A 22,168-nucleotide genomic window follows, 5' to 3' on the forward strand; every position below is an offset into this window, starting at 1 on the left:
TCACTTCTCGTTAAAACGATAAAAAATAATATTAAATATTTAACTCCTGATGTTTTCGTCAGGAGTTTTTTTATCGATAAACAGCACCTATGCCTAACTTAATCGTTTTTATTACCGTTTTGACGATTATAAAGTATAATAATGATTCTAAAGATTAGATTTACAGCAGGTTATTAAATACTGCCTAGATGAAAAGAATTGTTTTAGTTTTATTTGCTACTTTATTTTTAGTAAGTTGTGAATCGGAATCGATAGAAACCCAACCACAGGCATTAACTATTCCTGAATGGTTAAAAGGGAATTACGAAGGAGTACATACGAAAGAAAATCTTGTGATTTCGAATCAAAAAATCACCTTTAAGGTGGAGCAAACAGTATATGAATTTGAAGTAAATCAAATACTTTCACACCAAGAGGAAGAAAACAGATTTATAATTCAAACCGCGTCAGATATTTTAATTTTTAATAAAACCACTTCGCAAACAGAAATAAATTTTCAATTTAATGAATTATATCTAGGGTGGTTTAGAAAACGACTTGTCCAATAGATTTTATCTTAGTTAATTATAAAAAAAACCTTTCAAGTTTGTTTACTTGAAAGGTTTTTAATTAGCACAAAATTATAATTAGTTTTTATAAACTTTCAAAGCTTCTTTAAGTATTTGAACAGCTTTAATTAAATCGTCTTTTTTCAATACATAAGCAATTCGAACTTCATCTAAACCAACTTCCGGAGTAGAATAGAAACCGGCTGCAGGAGCAACCATAACCGTTTCGCCATTAAAATCATAAGTTTCTAAAAGCCATTGGGCAAAATGATCAGCATTTTTAACGGGCAACTTTGCAATACAATAAAAGGCACCTTTAGGGGATCCAACTTTAACTCCATCTATTTTGTTGAGTTCTTCTATTAAAGTATCTCTGCGGTCTTTGTATTCAGTAATTACTTCATCAAAATAACTTTGAGGAGTATCGAGAGCTGCTTCACTCGCAATTTGAGCAAAAGTGGGAGGACTTAATCTTGCTTGAGCAAATTTCATAGCTGTTGTCATCAACTCTTTATTTTTTGAAACAATGCAGCCAATTCTAGCCCCACACATACTGTAACGTTTAGAAACCGAATCTATCATAATGGCATTTTGTTCCAATCCCGGTACATTCATCACAGAGAAATGTTCCTCGCCGTCATAAATGAATTCGCGATAAACTTCATCCGCAATTAAAAATAAATCATGTTTTTTAACCAATTCAGCTAATTGAAAAATTTCTTCTTTGGAATATAAATAACCGGTTGGGTTTCCTGGATTACAAATCAAAATAGCTTTAGTTTTTGACGTAATTAATTTTTCAAATTCACCGATAGGAGGAAGTGCAAATCCATTTTCAATGGTTGAAATTACAGGAATAACTTTTACACCAGAGGCAGTAGAAAAACCATTGTAATTTGCATAAAATGGTTCGGGAATAATAATTTCATCATCAGTGTCCATTGTGCTTCCCATTGCAAAAAGTAATGCTTCTGACCCACCAGTAGTAATAATGATATCTTCAAAATTGATAGGTAAACCGTGTTTTTGGTAATAATCAGACAATTTTCTACGGTAACTTTCAAATCCGGCAGAATGGCTGTATTTCAGCACTTTAATATCTAAATTTTTTATCGAATTCATTGCTACTTCCGGTGTTTTAATGTCCGGTTGTCCAATGTTTAAATGATATACTTTTGTTCCTCTTTTTTTAGCAATCTCGGCATACGGCACCAATTTTCTAATGGGTGATTCCGGCATGAGTAGACCTTTTTTGGAAATTTTTGGCATAATTAAATTATTTGAAATGCAAATTTGCAACTTTTTTTATTCAGACCCAATCTTTTAAAGGATATATTTAAGGATAAGAAAATTCATTTCTTTTTTTGTAATTTTATGTTTTATATATTTTATGAAAATTCACAAAATTATATTTCTACTTCTTTTCTTCAATATTGGAGTTTTTGGTCAATCCAGTTTTCAATTTATTTCAGATAAAGACAAGATAAAAATTCCATTTCAATTTATCAATAATTTAATTTTTGTGCCAATTCAAGTGAACGGGGTAGAATTGACTTTTTTATTAGATACAGGTGTAGAAGAAACTATTTTGTTTAGTTTGTTAGATAAAGATCAGGTGGAATTTAACAACGTTGAAAAAATAAAACTCAAAGGTTTGGGTAATGCTGAATTTATTGAAGGATTGAAATCCTCTAAAAATAAAATAGTTGTCACGCCAACTTTTTTTGATCCGAGTCATACCATTTATATTATTTTAAATGAAGATATTAATATTTCTTCCGGAGTTGGAATTCCTGTTAATGGTATCATGGGTTATGGTTTTTTTAAGGATTATCCAATGGAAATCGATTATGTGAATCATTACATTACGGTGTATAAGCATAAATCAAAAGCAGTCAATAAAAAATATAAAAAATTCAAAAAATATCCAATTATACTTGAAAATAATAAACCTTATTTAGAAACAAAATTTGCTATTGACACAACGGTTATTGATGCGAAATTGCTGATTGATTTAGGGAATAGTGATGCCGTTTGGTTGTTTCAAAATAAGTTAAAGTCTTTTGAACTCCCCGAACCTAATTTTAGTGATTTTTTAGGGCAAGGATTTAGTGGACCTATTTTTGGAAAACGTGCAAAATTGGCAAAATTTTCATTAGGAGAATTTGTATTTGAAAATCCAATTGTAGCTTTTCTGGATTCACTTTCTACTCAAAGTGTGAAACTTGTTAAAAATAGAGTAGGCTCTATTGGAGCAGAGATTTTAAAAAGGTTTACGTTATTTATTGATTACAGAAATTCAGAAATAGCTATTCGTAAAAACAGAAACTTTTCTGTACCTTTTAATTATAATATGAGTGGTTTAGAAATTCATCACATCGGATTAAAATGGATTCCGGAAAAAATACAATTCAATAAATCGCAACTGATTCAGAGTACAGAATCAGTTGGTTTTTATTATAAATTTGTTCTTAAACCTATTTATGTTATTTCAAATGTTCGTGATGGTTCTCCGGCTGCGGAATGTGGATTAAAAAAGGAAGATATAATTGTATCTATTAATAAGAAAGAAGCACATTTACTCTCACTTCAGGAAATTAATGATCTATTAAAATCTGAAGAAGGCAAGCTTATAAAAATGGAAGTTCAAAGAGGAAGTCAATTTCTTAATTTTAGTTTTGTTTTAAAAAGCATTTTATAAAAAAAAGCTCTTCTTTTGAAGAGCTTTATATTTATTGCATTGGACCTACATTTTTCTTTTCTAATAAATTTACTTCCGGACGTTCTAAAACTTCACCTTTAATTTTTAGATGAACTGTTCCGTTTTCATAATTTACAGCATTACTTTCAACGGTAATGCTTTTTCGAATAGGGCCTGTCGCCATGTTATATTTAACTTCAATTTTGTCCGACTTCCCTGGCATGATTGGTGCTTTGGGTTTTGATGGAACAGTACAACCACAGGTTGACTGTACATTTGTGATAATTAAAGGGGCATTTCCGGTATTGGTAAATTCAAAAACTCTGACACCATTGTCTGAATCTTTATATACTTTACCATAATCTATTGTATTATCGTCTGCTTTAAAAACGATTTTAGGACCATTTTGAGCAAATACAGAAAAACTGAATAAGCTAACAACAGTAAAAAAGAATAATTTTTTCATGGTTATGTGTTTTTGGGTTGTGTAAAATTAATCACTTTTTATTAAAGTACAAATACAAATTTGATTTTTAATACTCTAACGAAATCATTACTTTTGCAAGATAGTACAAAAATCAGACCAAAATTGTTAATTAAATATAACCAATTATCAATTATAGTTAACTAGTAACATAACCAATTTCACATGTCAATTCCAGCTCAATTTGATGCCAAGCAATCTGAACAAAAATGGTATAACTATTGGATGAAAAACAATTACTTTCATTCAGAACCGGACCATAGAACGCCTTATACTATCGTAATCCCACCCCCAAACGTGACAGGTGTATTACACATGGGACATATGTTGAATAATACCATTCAAGATGTATTGATTCGTCGTGCCCGTTTGAAAGGAATGAATGCTTGTTGGGTTCCCGGAACGGACCATGCCTCTATTGCTACTGAAGCAAAAGTAGTAGCTAAATTGAAAGCAGAAGGAATCAATAAAGAGGATTTAACTCGAGAAGAATTTTTGAAACATGCTTGGGAATGGACAGATAAACACGGTGGTATTATTTTAGAACAATTGAAAAAATTGGGTTGTTCTTGCGATTGGGATAGAACAAAATTCACAATGGATGATGACATGAGTGCTTCGGTTATCAAATTGTTCGTTGATTTATACAACAAAGGGTTGATTTATCGTGGCTATAGAATGGTCAATTGGGATCCGGAAGCAAAAACCACACTTTCTGATGAAGAAGTAATCTATGAAGAACGCCAAGGGAAATTATATTTTCTGAATTATAAAATTGAAGGCTCTACTGAATCAGTCACTATTGCAACAACACGTCCAGAAACAATATTAGGTGACACTGCAATTTGTATTAACCCAAATGACGAACGTTTTGCCCATTTAAAAGGTAAAAAAGCGATTGTTCCTATTTGTAATCGAGTGATTCCAATAATTTTTGATGACTATGTAGATATGGAATTTGGTACCGGTTGCTTAAAAGTAACACCGGCACACGATGTTAATGATAAAGAATTAGGAAATAGACATAACCTGGATATCATTGATATTTTCAATGAAAATGCAACGTTAAACAGTTATGGATTGCATTATCAAGGAAAAGACCGTTTTCTGGTTCGAGATGAGATTGTAATTGAATTAGAATCTCTTGGGCATATTGCCAAAATTGAAAATCACATTAATAAAGTTGGAACTTCCGAACGGACAAAAGCGGTTATTGAACCTCGTTTGTCTGATCAATGGTTTTTGAAAATGGAAGATTTGGTTAAACCGGCATTTAAGGCCGTAATGGAAACGGAAGAGATAAAATTATATCCAAATCGATTTAATAATACCTACAAACATTGGTTAGAAAATATCCGAGATTGGAATATTTCCCGACAGTTGTGGTGGGGTCAACAAATTCCTGCTTATTTCTATGGAGACGGAAAAGAAGATTATGTGGTTGCTGAATCTATCGAGGAAGCCTTGGAATTAGCTAAAGCAAAAACCAATAATCCGCAACTTGCAATACATAATCTTAAACAAGATGCAGATGCTTTGGATACTTGGTTTTCTTCTTGGTTATGGCCAATGGCTGTTTTTGGAGGAATTTTAGAACCGGAAAATAAGGATTTTAAATACTATTATCCAACAAATGATTTAGTGACAGGTCCGGATATTTTGTTTTTCTGGGTGGCTAGAATGATTATAGCCGGCTATGAATATACTGGTGAAAAACCATTTACAAATGTATATTTAACCGGAATAGTTCGAGACAAGCAACGTCGAAAAATGTCTAAGTCATTAGGAAATTCACCTGATCCGTTAGATTTGATTGAGAAATATGGTGCTGATGGTGTTCGGGTTGGCTTATTACTAAGTGCTTCTGCCGGAAACGATATTATGTTTGATGAAGAATTATGCAATAATGGAAAAGCTTTCGCTAATAAAATATGGAATGCCTTTAAATTGATAAATGGTTGGGAAGTAAGTGATTCTATTCCGCAACCGGAAAGTTCAAAAATTGCCATTGCTTGGTATGAAGCAAAATTAGAAAAAACGTTAGCGGAAATTGAAGATCAGTTTGAAAAATATCGTTTGTCAGATGCATTAATGGCAATTTATAAACTAGTTTGGGATGATTTCTGTTCATGGTTTTTGGAAATGATTAAACCGGGTTATCAACAACCAATTGATAAAGTAACCTATACAAGAGCTATTGCAGCGTTAGAAGCAAATTTAAAATTGTTACATCCTTTTATGCCTTTTTTGACAGAAGAAATTTGGCAACATTTAGCAGAACGCTCACCGGAACAAGCCTTAATAATTTCAGAATGGCCAACTATAGCAAATACAAATGCTAATTTGATTGCTGATTTTGAATTTGCTTCCGAAGTGATTGCAGGTTTGAGAACAATTCGTAAAGACAAAAATATTCCATTTAAAGAAGAAATTGAATTGAAAGTTATCAATCATGAAAATGCCTCAAAAGAGTTTGATTCAGTTATAATTAAATTAGGAAATGTTTCTTCCATAGATTACATTTCTGAACAAGTAAATGGAGCTTTAACTTATAGAGTAAAATCCAATGAATATTTTATACCGATTAGTGGTGCAATTAATGTAGAAGAAGAAGTAGCGAAATTACAGGAAGAATTAAAATACACGAATGGTTTTTTAAATTCAGTAAGAGCAAAACTTTCTAATGAAAAATTTGTATCGGGTGCCCCTGAAAAAGTTATCGAAATGGAACGCAAAAAAGAAGCCGATGCCTTAGCTAAAATAGCTACAATCGAGCAAAGTTTAGCAAGTTTGAAATAGTTTAAAAAAAGGTATAAACCAAAAAAAGTCCCTAAAAAAAGGGACTTTTTGTTGTTGTAATAATAGGATTAAAAATTATTTAACGGTTGTAGCGGTAGTAAATTTCTCTGCTACTTTATCCCAATTGATTACATTGAAAAATCCTTCTAAGTAATCTTTTCGTTTGTTTTGGTGTTTCAAATAATAGGCATGTTCCCAAACATCTACATTTAAAATGGGGGTTCCGGTATTTCCTAATTTTGTCATTAAAGGATTATCTTGATTAGCAGTTGAAGTAATTGCTAATTTGCCGGTTTTATCCACAATCAACCAAGCCCATCCAGAACCGAATTGTTTCATTCCGGCTTCAATAAATTGTGTTTTAAAATCAGCAAAACTGCCAAAATCTTTGGTTATCGCTTCAGCAAGAGCTCCTTTAGGTTCTCCACCTTTATTGGCTCCCATGATTTCCCAAAAGAAGTTATGATTGTAATAACCACCTCCATTGTTACGAACAGCTTTGTTTTCAGGATCTAATTTTTTAAAGATATCTTCAATGGACATGTTTGCCATTTCAGTACCTGCGATTGCTTTGTTCAAATTATTCGCATAAGTTAAATGGTGTTTAGAATAATGAATTTCCATTGTCTTAGCATCAATATAAGGCTCTAGAGCATTATAAGCATAGGGTAGGGCTACCATTTCAAAAGCACCGCCTTCATCAACTTTTACATCAGCAGGATTTCCCATTTCGGTTACAACTACTTCTTTTTCAGGAAGTGGAACTTCCACAACTTCCTCTAATTTTTTATTATTATTACAACTGATGAGCGTTGTGATAACTAGAGCTGAAAGAACTACATTTTTTTTCATAAGATTATTTTTTATTTAACAAAGAATTTATTGTTTCAATATAAAGTTCCTTTGCTTCATCGGATGAAATGTGGCTAATTTGCATCCAAGCATTGGTTTTAAAAGCATTTCGCAAATCATTGGAAGAAGGTTGTGTGTATCCTACCATTCCATGTGTTGCTTGTTTATAGTAAGCATAAATACGCAACATAACGTCCGGAGGTAATGTCTCGGTCATGTTAGAAGCTTTCTCAAAAGCTTCCCGGAATCGTGTATCTAAGTCTTTTTCAGCCATGAATTATTTTTCAGCAACTATAGTTTCTCCACCTTTTACAATTTGATTGAGCGTTACATTAATTTTTGTACCTAAAGGTAAGAATAAATCCACACGTGAACCAAATTTTATAAATCCGGCATCAGTTCCTTGAACTACTTGCATTCCTTCTTGTGCATAATTTACAATTCTACGTGCTAAAGCACCGGCAATTTGACGGTATAAAATTTCGCCAAAAATTCTATTTTCAATAACAACAGTAGTTCTTTCGTTTTCAGTACTAGCTTTTGGATGCCAAGCGACTAAGTATTTACCGGGATGGTATTTACTGAAATTAATTTTTCCGTTTGCGGCATATCTAGTAACATGAACATTGATAGGTGACATGAAAATGGAAACTTGTAAACGTTTATCTTTAAAATACTCCGGTTCAAAAACCTCTTCAATAACTACTACTTTTCCATCAACCGGGGCGATAATATGGTTATCATCAATAGGTGTATTTCGTTTCGGATTTCTGAAAAATTGTAATATCAGAATTAAAAATAGAAGCCCAATAGTTTGAACTGTCATTCTTAACCAAACTAACGAAATGAATTCATCTGCCATTAGAATCCAAGCAGCGACTATCACTGTTGCAATTAAAATAATTTTAGCTCCTTCTTTATGAAACATAATTTAAAATTTGGTAAAACAAAAAAATGAATGGTGCAACAAAAATCATACTGTCCAAACGATCTAATATACCACCGTGTCCGGGCATAATTTTTCCGCTGTCTTTTACACCGGCTATTCGCTTAAATCTCGACTGAATTAAATCACCCAGCGTTGCAAATATACTAACTAAAACGGCTGTTCCAATCCAAATGGTTAAATTGGAAGTATTCAGTAAATATTTTGCAATAATAATACCGGCAATAATTGTAAATACAAAACCACCAATGAATCCTTCGATAGTTTTTTTAGGAGAAATTCGTTCAAATAATTTGTGTTTACCAATCGATTTTCCAACTAAATAAGCAAAAGTGTCATTGGTCCAAATTAAAACAAAAATCCCGATGATAATTTTAGGATTGTACCCTGATAGTCCGAAAGGAATTTTGGTGATAATTACAAAGGGAAAAATTATGTAACCAATTAAATAAAGCCACTTTTCAAAATTGGTAATCGTTTTTTCTTTTGTTGAAAATAGAGAATATAATAATTTGAAGGAGACCAAAACGGTGAAACTTGTTATAATTCCATCTTGAAAGGGATAAAATGTAGAATCACAAAATAGTGCAAATAGTGCTACAGCGAAAACTGCTGGAATACTTTTTGGAAGGTCTACTAACTTACAGAATTCAAAAGTTGTTAAGCCCAAAAAACCACCAAACAATATATAAAAAGATAGTTCTGAATGTAAAATACAGCCTACTAGTAAAACAATATAAACTGAACCAGATAAAGCTCTTGTAACCGTTTCATTCATTTTATAAGTCTTCTAAAAGCAATAAGTACAGGTTTTTAGCTGCACTTCCATATTGAAGAAAATCTTCTTCTTTTGCTTTTTCGAAATATTTAATAGTAGTGATATTAGTTGGGTAATCTTTAACGTAACGTTTTTTTATTTCTCTTAAACCGTCACTTTTACTCTCTAAAATTTGACTAGTTGTAGCAAAAACAATCATATTTGCAGGTAGTTCGTGTGGTTTATTTTGTTTTATTTGATTTGAAGTTAATAAAACAGAGCCTTCATCTGCTATTAGATTTTCACAACTGGTCAATAAAAATTTTGGGTTTACCGGATTTTTAAAATTGAGTTTGTTTTCGTCTAATAAATGGAAAAGTTTTGGTTCAAAACAAACGGCTTCACATTCAAACCAATCGTTTTCTTCTAAGATATTTAAGAATTGTTCTTTAATTTCTTCTAAGTTTTCACAATACAAAAATTTACCTCCATTTTTTTTGAAATTGAAAGTAAATAATTCATCTACAGGAATTTTGTTATCCGGATTAAAAGGACTGGCATCTTTTTCCTTATTCTCTTCTGAAGCCTCGTTTCCGGAACCAAATAACTTTTTAAAAAGACTCATACTATTTTAACAATTGTACTAGTTGTAATTGAAAACGTTCAAAGATAAAAAAAACTCAATTCAAATTTCATATTGAATTAAGTTTTTTCTGTTTTTTCTTAAAATTGGTTAGAAAAGCTATTCACCAACGGAAACATGCGACTCATCTCCAAAAGGTCTTTTTCCGAAAATAGTTTCTAAATCATCTTTGAAAATAACTTCTTTTTCAATTAAAATGTCAGCTAATTGTACTAATTTATCTTTATTATCTTCTAAAAGTTTAATAGCACGTTGGTATTGACTTTCAATTAAATTTGAGATTTCTTTATCAATGGTAACAGCAGTTTCTTCAGAATAAGGTTTAGAAAAACTATATTCACTTTGACCGGAAGAATCATAATAGGTAACATTGCCTAACTTTTCATTTAAACCATAAATGGTTACCATCGCTCGGGCTTGTTTTGTTACCTTTTCTAAATCACTCAAGGCTCCTGTGGAAATTCTGTTGAAAATTACTTTTTCAGCTGCACGTCCACCCATAGTGGCACACATTTCGTCCAACATTTGATCAGGACGAACAATTAATCGTTCTTCGGGTAAATACCAAGCCGCACCTAAACTTTGTCCACGAGGCACAATAGTTACTTTCACCAATGGAGCAGCATGTTCCAGCATCCAACTAACTGTAGCATGACCGGCTTCATGAGTAGCAATTGCTCTTTTTTCATCCGGAGTTACAATTTTGTTTTTCTTTTCTAAACCGCCAACAATTCTGTCAACAGCATCAAGAAAATCTTGTTTGTCAACCGCTTTTTTGTCATGTCTAGCTGCAATAAGAGCCGCTTCATTACAAACATTTGCTATATCTGCACCGGAAAAACCAGGAGTTTGTTTAGCTAAAAATTCAGTATCTAAACCTTCTTGTTTTTTCAAAGGAGCTAAATGCACTTCAAATATTTCCTTACGTTCTCTAATGTCCGGTAAATCAACATATATTTGACGATCAAATCGACCGGCTCTCATCAAGGCTTTGTCTAAAACATCAGCACGATTTGTTGCGGCTAATACAATAACGTTAGTATTGGTTCCAAAACCATCCATTTCCGTAAGCAATTGATTTAGCGTGTTTTCACGTTCGTCATTTGAACCAGACATGTTATTCTTTCCTCGAGCTCTTCCGACAGCATCAATCTCATCAATAAAGATAATTGCAGGGGATTTGTCTTTAGCTTGTTTAAATAAATCACGTACTCTGGAAGCTCCAACACCCACAAACATTTCAACAAAATCAGAACCTGAAAGAGAGAAAAATGGAACTTTTGCTTCACCGGCTACCGCTTTTGCTAATAATGTTTTACCTGTTCCGGGAGGACCAACTAACAAAGCACCTTTTGGAATTTTACCTCCAAGCGTAGTGTATTTTTCCGGATTTTTAAGAAAATCAACGATTTCCTGAACTTCTTCTTTTGCTCCTTCTAATCCGGCTACATCTTTGAATGTCACTTTAACATCTGTTTTTTCATCAAATAGTTTTGCTCTTGATTTTCCGATATTAAAAATTTGACCACCACCGCCACCACCTGATCCACCTGACATACGACGCATAATGATAATCCAGATGACCACAATTAGTATGATTGGTAATAAATTAATTAAAATACCTGACCAATTACTTTTTACTAAATAATTATAATCGGCTAATTTATTTTCCTTTTTAGCTAATTCCAGTTTTTCCTGAAATAATTTACCGTCAGCAATGTTAGGCAAAAGATAATGTGCACCCGTATTTTCACGACCTAACACATCTTTTACAACACCTTTATGTTTTTGATCTTTCAGAGCATCTTTCTTAATGTAGATTTCAGCTTCACTGATATTTTCACCTTTATTGTAAACTAATACTTTTTCAATTTCACCATTTTCAAGGTATTCGTTGAATTTAGAAATGGTTAATTTTCCGGGTTCCTGAAAGGAACTTCCACCGGAAATGACACTGATAAATATAAAAATACCGGCAACTATAAAATAAAGTAGCCAAGGATTAAATTTAAACTTATTTGAATTCGGAGTAGAATTATTTTCTTTCGCCATTATATATTTTTCTTCTTTAGCAATTTTTAAATTTTATTTGGAATCGTTGTGATTTTTGCATCACCCCATAATCCTTCAATGTTATAAAATTCACGAACATGTTTTTGAAATACATGTACAACAATGTCCACATAATCCATTAAAACCCATTCGGCATTATCTGCCCCTTCAACATGCCAGGGCTTGTCTTTTAGTTCTTTGGAAACCGTTTTTTGGACCGAGTTAACAATAGCGTTAACTTGTGTGTTAGAAGTACCATTGCAAATTATAAAATAATCACATACAGTGTTTTCAATATCGCGTAAGTCTAATATATCGATGTCATTTCCTTTAACTTCTTCAATTCCTTTGATGATGTTGATTAACAATTCATCTTTACTAACTTTTTTATTCGCCATTTACTATTTTATAATTTTCGCAAAGTTATCAAATTTTGTGTTTATTTTTGATGCTTAACACAAGTTTAAAACAATTTCAGTATAATAATACCTTATGCATATCATCAAACTAAGTGCCACTCCTTCGACAAACAACTATTTAAAGCAATTATTCTCCCAACAAGTAGTAGCTAATTTTACAATTGTTATAGCAGTAAATCAGTCGAAAGGAAAGGGGCAGATGGGTACTTCGTGGGAATCAGAATCAGGTAAAAATCTCACTTTTAGTATATTGCTAAAAGATTTGATTGTTGATGTAAAGCAATTGTTTACGCTAAATATTTTAGTTTCACTTGCCTTAGTTGAAGTTTTGGAAAGGTATAAAATTCCTAATGTGACTGTCAAATGGCCAAACGACATTATGTCAGGGAATTTAAAATTAGGTGGTATTTTAATTGAGAATAGTATTAAATCAGATGGAGAAGTGATTTCGATAGTAGGAATCGGGCTTAATATAAATCAATTGTATTTTGAAAAAGCTCCCAATGCAACTTCTTTACATCTAATTTCAGGAAAAACCTTTAATTTAGATGAACTTCTATTAGATTTTTGCACTTCTATTAAACAAAATTTAACGATGATGGAAAAGGATTCAGAAAAAATATGGGTCAATTATCATCAAAAGTTATTTAAAAAAGGAATTCCGATGGTATTTGAAGATGTTTATGGAAATAAATTTATGGGAATAATTCAAAAAGTTTCCAATGATGGTTTATTACACATTCTTTTAGAAGATGATTCTATTGCTAAATTTGGAGTGAAGGAAATTAAAATGCTCTTTTAATAGTCAATTTTATCTGTTTTTAATTTCCATTCCTGAAAGACTTCTAGTGCATTTTCTTGTTGAATTTGCTCAAAAGTGATGTGTCTTTTTTCTATTGGAATGTTGATTTCATTATATATAAAGTCATCATCAAATCCAATATTGGCAGCATCTTCTCGCGTGTTAGCAAAATATACTTTTTCCGGGCGTGCCCAATAGATTGCTCCTAAACACATTGGACAAGGTTCGCATGATGTATACATTACACAACCATCTAACTGAAAAGTTCCTAAGTTTTTGCAGGCATCCCGAATAGCAACAACTTCAGCGTGAGCAGTTGGATCATTGCTGGAGGTAACTTTGTTATTCCCTCTACCAACAACTTGATTGTTTTTAACAATTATAGCACCAAACGGGCCTCCTTCGTTTGTATTCATACTTGTTCTTGATAGCTCTATAGCTTCTTTCATAAAATGATTGTGGGTACACATAATGTAGGATTTCTGTAAAGATACTAAAGATTATAACTGTTTTTCTTTTTAGAATTAATAATAAACCACGCTATAAAGCGTGGTTTATTTAATCAACAACTAAACTAAAAATTATTAAAAGCAGTAACTGTTTTCAGCTACTAATTTGGAGGTAATGGTTTCACGTAGACCAACAATATTTGGCATATTGGTGTATTTTGTAAAACGACGTAAACCCATTAGCATCATGCGTTGTTCATCACCTTCTGCGAATGAAATAATACTTTCTTTCCCTTTTTGAGTTACTATATCTACGGCTTTGTAAAGGTATAATTTAGCCATGGCAATTTGTTCTTTTGCTTTTTCTTCTCCTACTTTTTTGGCTAGTTTTTCGGTACGTAAAACGGTACTTTCTGCCATGTATATTTCGATTAACATATCTGCAGCAGCCATTAGTAACTGTTGGTGGGCATCTAAATCCATTCCAAATTTTTGAACAGCGACTCCGGCAACCATTAAAAAGGCTTTTTTCAATTTGCCAACCATTTCTTTTTCTTCTGAAAATAATTCCGAATAATCAGGAGTGTCAAAGGATGGAATGCCCATTAAATCTTCTTGTACTTTCATGGCCGGACCTAATAAATCTACATGACCTTTCATGGCTTTTTTAATCAACATTCCTACCGAAAGCATGCGGTTGATTTCGTTTGTACCTTCATAAATTCGGGCAATTCGGGCATCTCTCCAAGCACTTTCCATAGGTGTATCTTCTGAGAATCCCATTCCTCCATAAATTTGAATACCTTCATCGGCACAGTTTTGAACATCTTCAGAAACGGCTACTTTCAAAATAGAACATTCGATAGCAAATTCTTCCACTCCTTTTAATTCCGCTTCTTGATGAGAAGTTCCTTCGGCCACACGTGCATTTATTCTGTCTTCAATTGCTTTAGCAGCACGATAAGTAGCACTTTCACCGGCATAGGCAGAAGTTGCCATTTCCGCTAATTTATATCGAATTGCTCCAAATGATGAAATTGGTGTGTTGAATTGGACTCTTTCATTGGCATAATTAATGGCATTGGAAGTCACTCTTCGTTGTGCATCTAAACAAGCAGCTGCTAATTTGATACGACCTACATTTAAAGCATTCATCGCAATTTTGAAACCTTCGCCACGTCCGGCCAACATATTTTCAACCGGAACTTTTGTATCCGAAAAGAATACCTGACGAGTAGAAGAGGCACGAATTCCTAATTTATGTTCTTCTTCATTCATTGAAATGCCATTTGATGGGTCATTTTCCACAATGAAACCTGTGATGTTTTTGTCGTCTTCAATTCTTGCAAAAACAATGAACAAGGAACAAAAACCTGCGTTAGAAATCCACATTTTTTGTCCGGTAATGTTGTAATGAGTTCCATCTGCCGATAAAACTGCTTTTGTTTTTCCTGAATTGGCATCAGATCCTGCACCCGGTTCGGTTAAGCAATAAGCTCCAAACCATTCACCTGACGCTAATTTGGGTACGTATTTTTTCTTTTGTTCTTCTGTTCCATAAAGGGTAATCGGCATAGTTCCAATTCCGGTGTGAGCTCCAAAAGCGGTTGAAAACGAACCGGTTGCACCTGAAATATAATCACATACTAAACAGGTATCTACGAATCCCATTCCCATTCCGCCGTAAGCTTCCGGAACGGCTACGCTTAAAAAGCCCATTTCTCCTGCTTTTCGCATTACTTCCTCCGTAAATGCAAAGTCTTTCTTTTCAAAACGGTCTTTATTGGGCCAAATTTCTTTGTCCACAAATTCTTTTACTGAATCACGCATCATGATTTGCTCTTCTGAGAAATCTTCGGGTGTGAATACGTTTTCACATTTGGTTTCTTTGACCAAAAACTGTCCGCCTCTTGTTATGTCTTCCATAGTTATTTTTTTTATCTTTTATATTTTTTGAACACAGATTTAAAAAATCAGAGAAATTTTTAAAATTTTATAAATTTCTTTAATCTGCTTTTCTTTATCTTTTAATTATAACAATTCATAAATCCCTGCAGAACCTTGTCCGGTTCCTACGCACATGCTTACGATTCCGTATTTGCTTCCCCGTAAACGCATTTCGTCAAATAATTGAACGGATAATTTAGCCCCTGTACAACCTAGTGGATGACCTAAGGCAATGGCTCCTCCGTTCACATTGACGATATCAGGATTTAACCCTAATTCACGAACCACTGCTAAGGATTGTGATGCAAACGCTTCATTTAATTCAATTAAATCAATGTCATTTAAGGTTAAACCGGCTTGTTTTAAGGCTTTCGGAATGGCTTTTACCGGCCCGATTCCCATGATTCTTGGTTCTACTCCGGCGGATGCAAAGTTTACTAATCGTGCGATTGGTGTTATTCTTAATTCTTTTACTAATTCCTCACTCATGATTAATACAAAAGCAGCTCCGTCACTCATTTGGGAAGAGTTTCCTGCAGTTACGCTTCCGTCTGCGGAGAATACCGGTTTTAGTTTTCCTAATGCGGCTACGTTAGTGTCAGCTCTTGGTCCTTCGTCTTTAGTAACGGTGTATGATTTGGTTTCTTTCTTGCCGTTTTCATTGATGAACGTTTGTTCAACAGTGATGGGTACAATTTGTTTGTCAAATTTTCCTTCGGCTTGTGCTTTTAGTGCTTTTTGATGGGAATGAAAGGCAAACTCATCTTGGTCTTCGCGGGAAACATTGAATTGTTTTGCGACTGCTTCAGCGGTTAAACCCATTCCCCAATAGTAATCTTCGTTTCCGGAAGCGGCAACGGCATAATCGGGTGTTGGTTTGTAGCCACCCATTGGAATAAAACTCATGCTTTCAGCTCCTCCTGCAATGATGCAATTGGCCATTCCGGATTGAATCTTTGCAGTTGCCATTCCGATGGTTTCTAAACCGGAAGCACAATAACGATTCACGGTTACTCCCGGAACATCGGTTACTTTTAATCCCATTAAGGAGATTAGGCGGCCTACGTTTAAACCTTGTTCTGCTTCGGGCATGGCGTTTCCTACCATCACATCGTCGATGCGTTTTTTGTCGAAATCGGGTAGTTCATTCATCATAAACTGAATGGTTTCTGCTGCCAATTCATCCGGTCTTTTGAAACGGAATACTCCTTTTGGTGCTTTTCCTACTGCGGTTCTATATGCTTTTACGATATATGCTGTTTTCATATTTATAAGTATTAAGATTGGAGTATTAAGTATTAAGACTTGCCAACCGTTTATTTATGATTTTAATGTTTTTTGAAAGGAGAAATTCATATTTGAAACTTCTACCAATTGATTAATTATGGGTTGTGCTGTTTCTTCGTTTATAAGTTTTAGTCTTTTAGCTAGTATTAATTGCGTTATTAATTCAAACGTTGAGCCATTTGCTATTCCTAAAAATTGAATAAATTCTTTATTATGATTTCTTCCTGAACCTTCTGCAATATTTGATGGAATTGAAACCGCACATTTCTTAATTTGATGTATTAAATTGAATTTTTCATCATTGGGAAGCAACAAAGAAACTTCATATACTTCAACTGCAATATCCATTGCTTTTTGCCATATTTTAAGTTTTTCAAAATTGTGCATATATTTAGTCTTTATCTGTCTTAATACTTAATACTTCCGTCTTAATACTAATTTCTTAGTGGTTTTCCTTTAGTTAACATGAATTGGATTCGCTCTAAAGTTTTTCTTTCGGTACACAAACTCAAGAATGCTTCTCTTTCAATATCCAATAAATATTGCTCACTTACCAATGTGGGTTCTGATAAATCACCGCCTGCCATAACATAGGCAAGTTTGTTGGCAATTTTACGGTCGTGTTCAGAGATGTATTTACCGGCTTGCATTTGATCTGTGCCGACTAAGAACATTCCTAAGGCTTGTTTTCCTAATACTTTGATGTCTTTTCGTTGAATTGGTTGTGTGTAGCCTTGTTCTGCCATTTGTAAGGCTACTTGTTTGGCTACTGCAATTTGTCGGTCGCGGTTTACAACTACGATGTCTTTTCCTTTTTGAAGGATGCCGTAATCGAACGCTTCATAGGCGGATGTGGCTACTTTTGCCATTCCAATGGTTAGGAAGTATTCTTGCAGTACGTTTAATTCGACGTCGTTTTTGTGGAATAAATCGGAGGCACGAACAGTCATTTCTTTTGAACCGCCACCTCCGGGGATTACACCTACGCCAAATTCTACTAAACCGATGTATGTTTCTGCGGCTGCAACGACTCTGTCTGCGTGCATGCTCATTTCACAACCACCGCCAAGTGTCATTCCGTGTGGGGCGACGATTACGGGGATGGAAGAGTAGCGGCAACGCATCATGGTGTCTTGAAACATTTTGATGGCCATGTTTAATTCGTCGTATTCTTGTTCGACGGCCATCATGAATATCATTCCGATGTTTGCTCCGACAGAGAAGTTTGTTCCTTGGTTTCCTATTACTAATCCGTTGTATTCTTTTTCGGCTAAGTCAATTGCTTTGTTGATTCCTTGTAGTACTCCACCGCCGATGGTGTTCATTTTTGAATGGAATTCCAGGTTTAGGATTCCGTCGCCAAGGTGTTGGATGGTTGCGTCTGCATTTCCCCACACTTTGTGGCTTTCCCGAATGTTATTTAGGATGATAAATGCATCTTGACCAGGGATTTTTTCCTGTGTTTTTGATGGGATGTTATAGAAATGTGTTGCTCCGTTTTTAATGGTGTAGAAGGAGTTGCTGCCTGCTGCGAGCATTTCGGTTACCCATGTTGCGGGTTCGTATCCTTCTGCTTTCATGAGTTCAATTCCTTTGGCTACGCCGATACTGTCCCAGATTTCGAAGGGTCCGTTTTCCCAACCGAAACCGGCTTTCATGGCATCGTCTATTTTGTATAGTTCGTCGGAGATTTCGGGTATTCTATTGGAACAGTAGGCAAACATTGCGGCGAAGTTCTTTCTGTAAAATTCTCCTGCTTTGTCTTTTCCTTTTACGAGTACGCGAAAACGGTCGATTGGTTTGTCGATTGTTTTGGTTAGTTCCAGTGTTGCGAAGGATGCTTTTTTGTTTGGACGGTATTCGAGTGTGTTTAGGTCAAGGGAGAGAATATCTTTGTCTACTTTTTTGTAGAAACCTTGACCTGTTTTGCTGCCTAGCCATTTGTTTTCCATCATTTTGTCGATGAAGGAAGGGAGTTTGAAGAGGCTATGTGCTTCATCGTTGTGGCAGTTTTGGTATATTCCGTTAGCGACGTGGACTAGGGTGTCGAGGCCTACTACGTCGACGGTGCGGAAGGTTGCTGATTTAGGCCTGCCAATGACGGGGCCGGTTAGTTTGTCTACTTCTTCGATGGTTAATCCCATTTCTTTTACTTGGTGGAAGAGACTCATGATGCCGAAGATTCCTATTCTGTTTCCGATGAATGCGGGGGTATCTTTGGCAACTACTGCTGTTTTTCCGAGGTATTGAGAGCCGTAATTTGTTAGGAAATCAAGGACGGATTGACTTGTTTTTGGTCCGGGGATGATTTCAAAAAGCTTTAGGTAACGGGCAGGGTTGAAGAAGTGTGTTCCGCAGAAGTGGTTTTGAAAGTCTTCTGTGCGGCCTTCTGTCATGAAATGGATTGGTATTCCGGAGGTGTTTGATGTTACGAGGGTTCCGGGTTTTCTGTATTTGTCTACTTGTTCGAAGACGAGTTTTTTGATGTCGAGGCGTTCTACTACGACTTCGATTATCCAATCGACGGTGCTGATTTTTGCGATATCGTCAGTGGTGTTTCCGGTTGTGATGCGGGAAGCAAATCGTTGGCTATAGATGGGTGATGGGTTTGACTTTAGGGCGTTTGCAAGGCTGTCGTTTACGATTCTGTTGCGAACGGTTTTGTTGTCAAGGGTTAGTCCTTTTTTTTCTTCGGTTTCGGTGAGGGAGTTTGGGATGATGTCTAAAAGGAGTACTTCCACGCCAATGTTAGCAAAATGGCAAGCGATGCCGGAGCCCATGATTCCGGAACCGATGACGGCCACTTTTTTGATTGTTCTTTTCATATTTTATGTCTTGTTGCGAGTTGCGGGTTTTTATTTTTATTTTAGAACACAGATTTTAATAATTTTTAAAATTTAAATAATTAAAATTTTAAACTATTAAACTTAAAATATTTTCTTTTCGTTGATGAGTTCGTTGATTGTTTCGGCGACGTCCATGAAGGTGTTTAGTTTTTCTTGTGGGATGTTGTCTTTGATTGTTTCATTGAACTTTATTACGGTGTTTCTTGATAGTTCTCTTTTTTCTTTTCCGAGTTCGGTTAGGTATATTAGGACACCGCGACCGTCATCGGGGTTTTTTTTACGGATGATTAGTCCTTTTTCTTCGAGTGTTTTGAGGGTTCTGGTGAGGCTTGTTGCTTCCATTCCCATTCTGTTGCTGATGTATGTTGATGGAGTTCCGTCTTCTTTGTCGATGCTTAGAAGGGCGAAACCGATTGCCATTGAGCCTTCGTATTTTGATGCTTCGTCGTTGTACATTCGGGCGACTGATTGCCAGGTTGCTCGAAGGATATAGTCTATGGTTTTGTCTTTCATGTTTTTCGCAAACGTTTTCAAAGATATATAAAATTTATTATGCACGCATAGTATTTTTTAATTTTTAACACATTTTTTGTTAAGTAGTGTTTGAATTGTAGTGTTTTGTGTGGTTTTGTTGTGTTGTTGTTTGTGTTTTTAGGGTTATTGTTTCTTTTTTTATGGTTATTGTTTGCGTTCAGATGTGCATGCTATAGTGTTTATTGTCGTTGTTTCGGGTTTTATGTTCTTTGTTACACCATTTATGGTTGTTGTCTCGGGGTTTTTGGTCGTTGTTTACGTCTGGAAGAGCATGCTACACATCCGGATTAACATACTACAAGCTTTTATGGTCGTTGTTTATGATTGGATGAGTATGCTACACCTATGGATTGATATGCTACACCGTTTTGTGGTTGTTGTTCATGTTTGGATGAGCATGCTACACGTTTGGATTGACATGCTACAGGGTTTTAGGGTTGTTGTTCACGTTTGGATTGATATGCTACAGCAAAATATTGAGATACTTCAGGGTTTTGGTTAGTGTTTATCTTCTTTGGTTGTTGTTCATTTTATTTAGCTGGTGTTTTACGTAAATGGTTGGTGTTTTGTTAAAGTGGTTGGTCTTTAATATTTGAGTTGGTGTTTTTGTGTTTTTGGTGTTTTTTATGGGTTATTGTTGCTGTTTTTTAAATTAGTTTATTGGATTTTTTAATTTTATGTAAAAATGATGTGAGTGTTTTTTTATTAGGAATAAACTTTCTAAGTTTGGGTATATTAATTTATTAACTTACTGATTATGAATCAATATCAAAATAAGAAGTTGGGTATGTATCTTGTTATGCAAGATTATCTTAATGAGGTTTCACCTGATGTTATTTCTTTAATGCCAAATTTTAATTTGAATTTGACCTTATTTGTGGAGAAAGTGACTTATTTGTATGAACAGTTGGAATTGCAACGCTTGAACAGAGGTGGATATGCGGCTAACAAACAGTTGTTGAAAACGGATTTAAGTATTTATGGTGCTTTTATATCTGCTAAGATGGTGGCTTTTGCTAATAATACTTCGAATTTTGTTTTGCTTGATAAGGTGAATTACAGTAGAAGCAAATTATCGTATTTGGCAGACACGGCTTTAGTGACTGCGGCGACTATTATATATGAGCAGACTTCGGATAATTTGAGTTTGTTGACAGCCTATGGCATTACGAGTGATGAGCTGGATGATTTGCAGCGGAAGATTACTAATTTTAGTGTTTCGATACCACAACCGCGGGCGAATATTTCGATTAAGCGGGCGTCGACATCGGAGTTGAAGGTTGTTTTTTCGGCTTGTAATGTTTTGTTGCGAAACATGGATTTGTTGAGTAAGACGATGCAGTTGACTGATAGCACTTATTATGAGAATTATTTTAATCGTCGCCATACGGAGCGACCGAAATATAGAAAGTGGCTGGCGAAGGGAACAGTTCGGGATGTTGACGGAGTTTTGATGGGTAATGTTTGGATGGTTTGTACTGCATTGGGGATTAAAAAGCGTGTTGGAAGTTCGGGTATTTTTTATTTGCGTAGTATTCCGGATGGGGTTTATGAGTTTGAGTTTAGACGGACAGGGTATGTTACGGAAGTTGTGACGGTGACGATTTTTTATAGTGTGACGAGTGTGGTGGAGGTGGTGATGGTTGCTGTTTAATGGTTTGGGTGTTAAAAACTCTCCTGTGATGGGGGAGTTTTTTTTTTATTCTTTTAGTTTTTTGATTCTTTTAATTCTTTTAGTTTTTTAGTTCTTTTAGTTTTTTTAGTTTTTTTTGATTCTTTTAATTTTTTTAGTTTTTTTAGTTTTTTGATTTATTTAGTTTTTTTAATTTTTTAATTTTATTGATTGATTGTTGAAAGTTATTATATTTATAAACTATTAATTAAATGTTGAAAATAGTAGATAATTTTTAAGGTTTGAATTATGAATATCCACACTAAAAGATTTGAGGGGTGGTGTTAGAACTAAAAAAACAATATTTTTAAAATTTAAGAACATTTTATAATTATTAAATGAAAACTACACTTTTAATTTTTTTATTGCCATTATTTTCTTTTTCACAAACAAAAGCAACCGGAAATGTTTGGGCTGCTAAAGAATATAG

Annotated in this window: 21 protein-coding genes; 6 read left to right on the forward strand and 15 right to left on the reverse strand. The window is 34.4% G+C overall.

What is annotated here, in order from left to right:
* The first annotated feature begins 188 nt into the window (after positions 1-188).
* Positions 189-548 carry a hypothetical protein gene (locus C0512_RS11730; protein WP_290861791.1) on the forward strand — a complete coding sequence of 120 codons (360 nt, stop codon included), beginning with the start codon at positions 189-191 and terminating at the stop codon, positions 546-548.
* Positions 549-626: 78 nt separating this feature from the next.
* On the opposite strand, the gene C0512_RS11735 is transcribed toward C0512_RS11730, so the two are convergent.
* The gene (locus C0512_RS11735; RefSeq protein ID WP_290861793.1) at positions 627-1,817 is read right to left on the reverse strand and encodes a pyridoxal phosphate-dependent aminotransferase; all 1,191 of its coding nucleotides are present in this window, start codon (positions 1,815-1,817) and stop codon (positions 627-629) included.
* A gap of 121 nt (positions 1,818-1,938) precedes the next feature.
* On the opposite strand from C0512_RS11735, the gene C0512_RS11740 reads away from it, so the two are divergent.
* Entirely contained in the window at positions 1,939-3,249 is a 1,311-nt protein-coding gene (locus tag C0512_RS11740) for a PDZ domain-containing protein (protein ID WP_290861795.1), read from the forward strand.
* Positions 3,250-3,280: 31 nt separating this feature from the next.
* Here the strand turns inward: C0512_RS11740 and C0512_RS11745 are convergent, their stop codons facing one another.
* Entirely contained in the window at positions 3,281-3,715 is a 435-nt protein-coding gene (locus C0512_RS11745; RefSeq protein ID WP_290861797.1) for a DUF1573 domain-containing protein, read from the reverse strand.
* 183 nt (positions 3,716-3,898) lie between these two features.
* On the opposite strand from C0512_RS11745, the gene C0512_RS11750 reads away from it, so the two are divergent.
* A complete protein-coding gene (locus C0512_RS11750) occupies positions 3,899-6,532 on the forward strand; it encodes a valine--tRNA ligase (protein ID WP_290861800.1) in 2,634 nt (877 codons plus the stop codon).
* A 75-nt stretch (positions 6,533-6,607) separates the two neighbouring features.
* Here the strand turns inward: C0512_RS11750 and C0512_RS11755 are convergent, their stop codons facing one another.
* The 7 genes from C0512_RS11755 to rsfS form a co-directional block, all read right to left on the reverse strand.
* Positions 6,608-7,261 carry a superoxide dismutase gene (locus C0512_RS11755; protein WP_367160974.1) on the reverse strand — a complete coding sequence of 218 codons (654 nt, stop codon included), beginning with the start codon at positions 7,259-7,261 and terminating at the stop codon, positions 6,608-6,610.
* A gap of 127 nt (positions 7,262-7,388) precedes the next feature.
* The gene (locus C0512_RS11760; RefSeq protein WP_290861804.1) at positions 7,389-7,658 is read right to left on the reverse strand and encodes an acyl-CoA-binding protein; all 270 of its coding nucleotides are present in this window, start codon (positions 7,656-7,658) and stop codon (positions 7,389-7,391) included.
* 3 nt (positions 7,659-7,661) lie between these two features.
* Positions 7,662-8,312 carry a phosphatidylserine decarboxylase family protein gene (locus tag C0512_RS11765; RefSeq protein WP_290861806.1) on the reverse strand — a complete coding sequence of 217 codons (651 nt, stop codon included), beginning with the start codon at positions 8,310-8,312 and terminating at the stop codon, positions 7,662-7,664.
* On the reverse strand, positions 8,302-9,108 hold the full coding sequence (locus C0512_RS11770; RefSeq protein ID WP_290861807.1) for a phosphatidate cytidylyltransferase: 807 nt from the start codon (positions 9,106-9,108) through the stop codon (positions 8,302-8,304). The genes C0512_RS11765 and C0512_RS11770 overlap by 11 nt, the downstream gene beginning before the upstream one ends.
* A 1-nt stretch (position 9,109) precedes the next feature.
* A complete protein-coding gene (locus tag C0512_RS11775; protein ID WP_290861809.1) occupies positions 9,110-9,712 on the reverse strand; it encodes an LUD domain-containing protein in 603 nt (200 codons plus the stop codon).
* Between the two features lie 117 nt (positions 9,713-9,829).
* Positions 9,830-11,782 carry an ATP-dependent zinc metalloprotease FtsH gene (ftsH, locus tag C0512_RS11780; RefSeq protein ID WP_290861811.1) on the reverse strand — a complete coding sequence of 651 codons (1,953 nt, stop codon included), beginning with the start codon at positions 11,780-11,782 and terminating at the stop codon, positions 9,830-9,832.
* A 26-nt stretch (positions 11,783-11,808) separates the two neighbouring features.
* Positions 11,809-12,180, reverse strand: coding sequence for a ribosome silencing factor (rsfS, locus tag C0512_RS11785; protein WP_290861813.1), 372 nt, complete (start codon positions 12,178-12,180; stop codon positions 11,809-11,811).
* Positions 12,181-12,274: 94 nt separating this feature from the next.
* On the opposite strand from rsfS, the gene C0512_RS11790 reads away from it, so the two are divergent.
* On the forward strand, positions 12,275-13,003 hold the full coding sequence (locus C0512_RS11790; RefSeq protein WP_290861815.1) for a biotin--[acetyl-CoA-carboxylase] ligase: 729 nt from the start codon (positions 12,275-12,277) through the stop codon (positions 13,001-13,003).
* On the opposite strand, the gene C0512_RS11795 is transcribed toward C0512_RS11790, so the two are convergent.
* The 6 genes from C0512_RS11795 to C0512_RS11820 all read right to left on the reverse strand — a co-directional run bounded on the left by C0512_RS11795 (position 13,000) and on the right by C0512_RS11820 (position 20,045).
* On the reverse strand, positions 13,000-13,473 hold the full coding sequence (locus C0512_RS11795) for a nucleoside deaminase (protein ID WP_290861817.1): 474 nt from the start codon (positions 13,471-13,473) through the stop codon (positions 13,000-13,002). The genes C0512_RS11790 and C0512_RS11795 overlap by 4 nt on opposite strands.
* A gap of 114 nt (positions 13,474-13,587) precedes the next feature.
* Entirely contained in the window at positions 13,588-15,378 is a 1,791-nt protein-coding gene (locus C0512_RS11800; RefSeq protein WP_290861819.1) for an acyl-CoA dehydrogenase family protein, read from the reverse strand.
* Positions 15,379-15,483: 105 nt separating this feature from the next.
* On the reverse strand, positions 15,484-16,665 hold the full coding sequence (locus C0512_RS11805; RefSeq protein WP_290861820.1) for an acetyl-CoA C-acyltransferase: 1,182 nt from the start codon (positions 16,663-16,665) through the stop codon (positions 15,484-15,486).
* Between the two features lie 54 nt (positions 16,666-16,719).
* Positions 16,720-17,073, reverse strand: a complete 354-nt coding sequence (locus C0512_RS11810; RefSeq protein ID WP_290861822.1) for a four helix bundle protein — start codon at positions 17,071-17,073, stop codon at positions 16,720-16,722.
* Positions 17,074-17,120: 47 nt separating this feature from the next.
* On the reverse strand, positions 17,121-19,511 hold the full coding sequence (locus C0512_RS11815; protein WP_290861824.1) for a 3-hydroxyacyl-CoA dehydrogenase/enoyl-CoA hydratase family protein: 2,391 nt from the start codon (positions 19,509-19,511) through the stop codon (positions 17,121-17,123).
* A 102-nt stretch (positions 19,512-19,613) separates the two neighbouring features.
* Positions 19,614-20,045, reverse strand: a complete 432-nt coding sequence (locus C0512_RS11820) for a MarR family transcriptional regulator (protein WP_290861826.1) — start codon at positions 20,043-20,045, stop codon at positions 19,614-19,616.
* 292 nt (positions 20,046-20,337) lie between these two features.
* Here C0512_RS11820 and C0512_RS11825 point away from each other — a divergent pair, with 292 nt between their 5' ends.
* Both C0512_RS11825 and C0512_RS11830 read left to right on the forward strand, forming a co-directional pair.
* A complete protein-coding gene (locus C0512_RS11825; RefSeq protein ID WP_290861828.1) occupies positions 20,338-20,568 on the forward strand; it encodes a hypothetical protein in 231 nt (76 codons plus the stop codon).
* Between the two features lie 255 nt (positions 20,569-20,823).
* On the forward strand, positions 20,824-21,720 hold the full coding sequence (locus C0512_RS11830; protein ID WP_290861831.1) for a carboxypeptidase-like regulatory domain-containing protein: 897 nt from the start codon (positions 20,824-20,826) through the stop codon (positions 21,718-21,720).
* Positions 21,721-22,168 lie beyond the last annotated feature (448 nt).

Origin of the sequence: Flavobacterium sp. (assembly GCF_013822155.1) — a bacterium.
Classification (GTDB): Bacteria; Bacteroidota; Bacteroidia; order Flavobacteriales; family Flavobacteriaceae; genus Flavobacterium.

Coding starts and splice junctions, on each gene's coding strand:
- C0512_RS11830 (WP_290861831.1), top strand. CDS start 20,824: ATGAATCAATATCAAAATAAGAAGTTGGGTATGTATCTTGTTATGCAA.
- C0512_RS11800 (WP_290861819.1), bottom strand. CDS start 15,378: ATGGAAGACATAACAAGAGGCGGACAGTTTTTGGTCAAAGAAACCAAA.
- C0512_RS11805 (WP_290861820.1), bottom strand. CDS start 16,665: ATGAAAACAGCATATATCGTAAAAGCATATAGAACCGCAGTAGGAAAA.
- C0512_RS11775 (WP_290861809.1), bottom strand. CDS start 9,712: ATGAGTCTTTTTAAAAAGTTATTTGGTTCCGGAAACGAGGCTTCAGAA.
- C0512_RS11810 (WP_290861822.1), bottom strand. CDS start 17,073: ATGCACAATTTTGAAAAACTTAAAATATGGCAAAAAGCAATGGATATT.
- C0512_RS11825 (WP_290861828.1), top strand. CDS start 20,338: ATGCTACACATCCGGATTAACATACTACAAGCTTTTATGGTCGTTGTT.
- C0512_RS11745 (WP_290861797.1), bottom strand. CDS start 3,715: ATGAAAAAATTATTCTTTTTTACTGTTGTTAGCTTATTCAGTTTTTCT.
- C0512_RS11795 (WP_290861817.1), bottom strand. CDS start 13,473: ATGTGTACCCACAATCATTTTATGAAAGAAGCTATAGAGCTATCAAGA.
- C0512_RS11760 (WP_290861804.1), bottom strand. CDS start 7,658: ATGGCTGAAAAAGACTTAGATACACGATTCCGGGAAGCTTTTGAGAAA.
- C0512_RS11735 (WP_290861793.1), bottom strand. CDS start 1,817: ATGCCAAAAATTTCCAAAAAAGGTCTACTCATGCCGGAATCACCCATT.
- C0512_RS11765 (WP_290861806.1), bottom strand. CDS start 8,312: ATGTTTCATAAAGAAGGAGCTAAAATTATTTTAATTGCAACAGTGATA.
- C0512_RS11755 (WP_367160974.1), bottom strand. CDS start 7,261: ATGGGAAATCCTGCTGATGTAAAAGTTGATGAAGGCGGTGCTTTTGAA.
- C0512_RS11740 (WP_290861795.1), top strand. CDS start 1,939: ATGAAAATTCACAAAATTATATTTCTACTTCTTTTCTTCAATATTGGA.
- C0512_RS11815 (WP_290861824.1), bottom strand. CDS start 19,511: ATGAAAAGAACAATCAAAAAAGTGGCCGTCATCGGTTCCGGAATCATG.
- ftsH (WP_290861811.1), bottom strand. CDS start 11,782: ATGGCGAAAGAAAATAATTCTACTCCGAATTCAAATAAGTTTAAATTT.
- C0512_RS11790 (WP_290861815.1), top strand. CDS start 12,275: ATGCATATCATCAAACTAAGTGCCACTCCTTCGACAAACAACTATTTA.
- C0512_RS11820 (WP_290861826.1), bottom strand. CDS start 20,045: ATGAAAGACAAAACCATAGACTATATCCTTCGAGCAACCTGGCAATCA.
- C0512_RS11770 (WP_290861807.1), bottom strand. CDS start 9,108: ATGAATGAAACGGTTACAAGAGCTTTATCTGGTTCAGTTTATATTGTT.
- C0512_RS11750 (WP_290861800.1), top strand. CDS start 3,899: ATGTCAATTCCAGCTCAATTTGATGCCAAGCAATCTGAACAAAAATGG.
- C0512_RS11730 (WP_290861791.1), top strand. CDS start 189: ATGAAAAGAATTGTTTTAGTTTTATTTGCTACTTTATTTTTAGTAAGT.
- rsfS (WP_290861813.1), bottom strand. CDS start 12,180: ATGGCGAATAAAAAAGTTAGTAAAGATGAATTGTTAATCAACATCATC.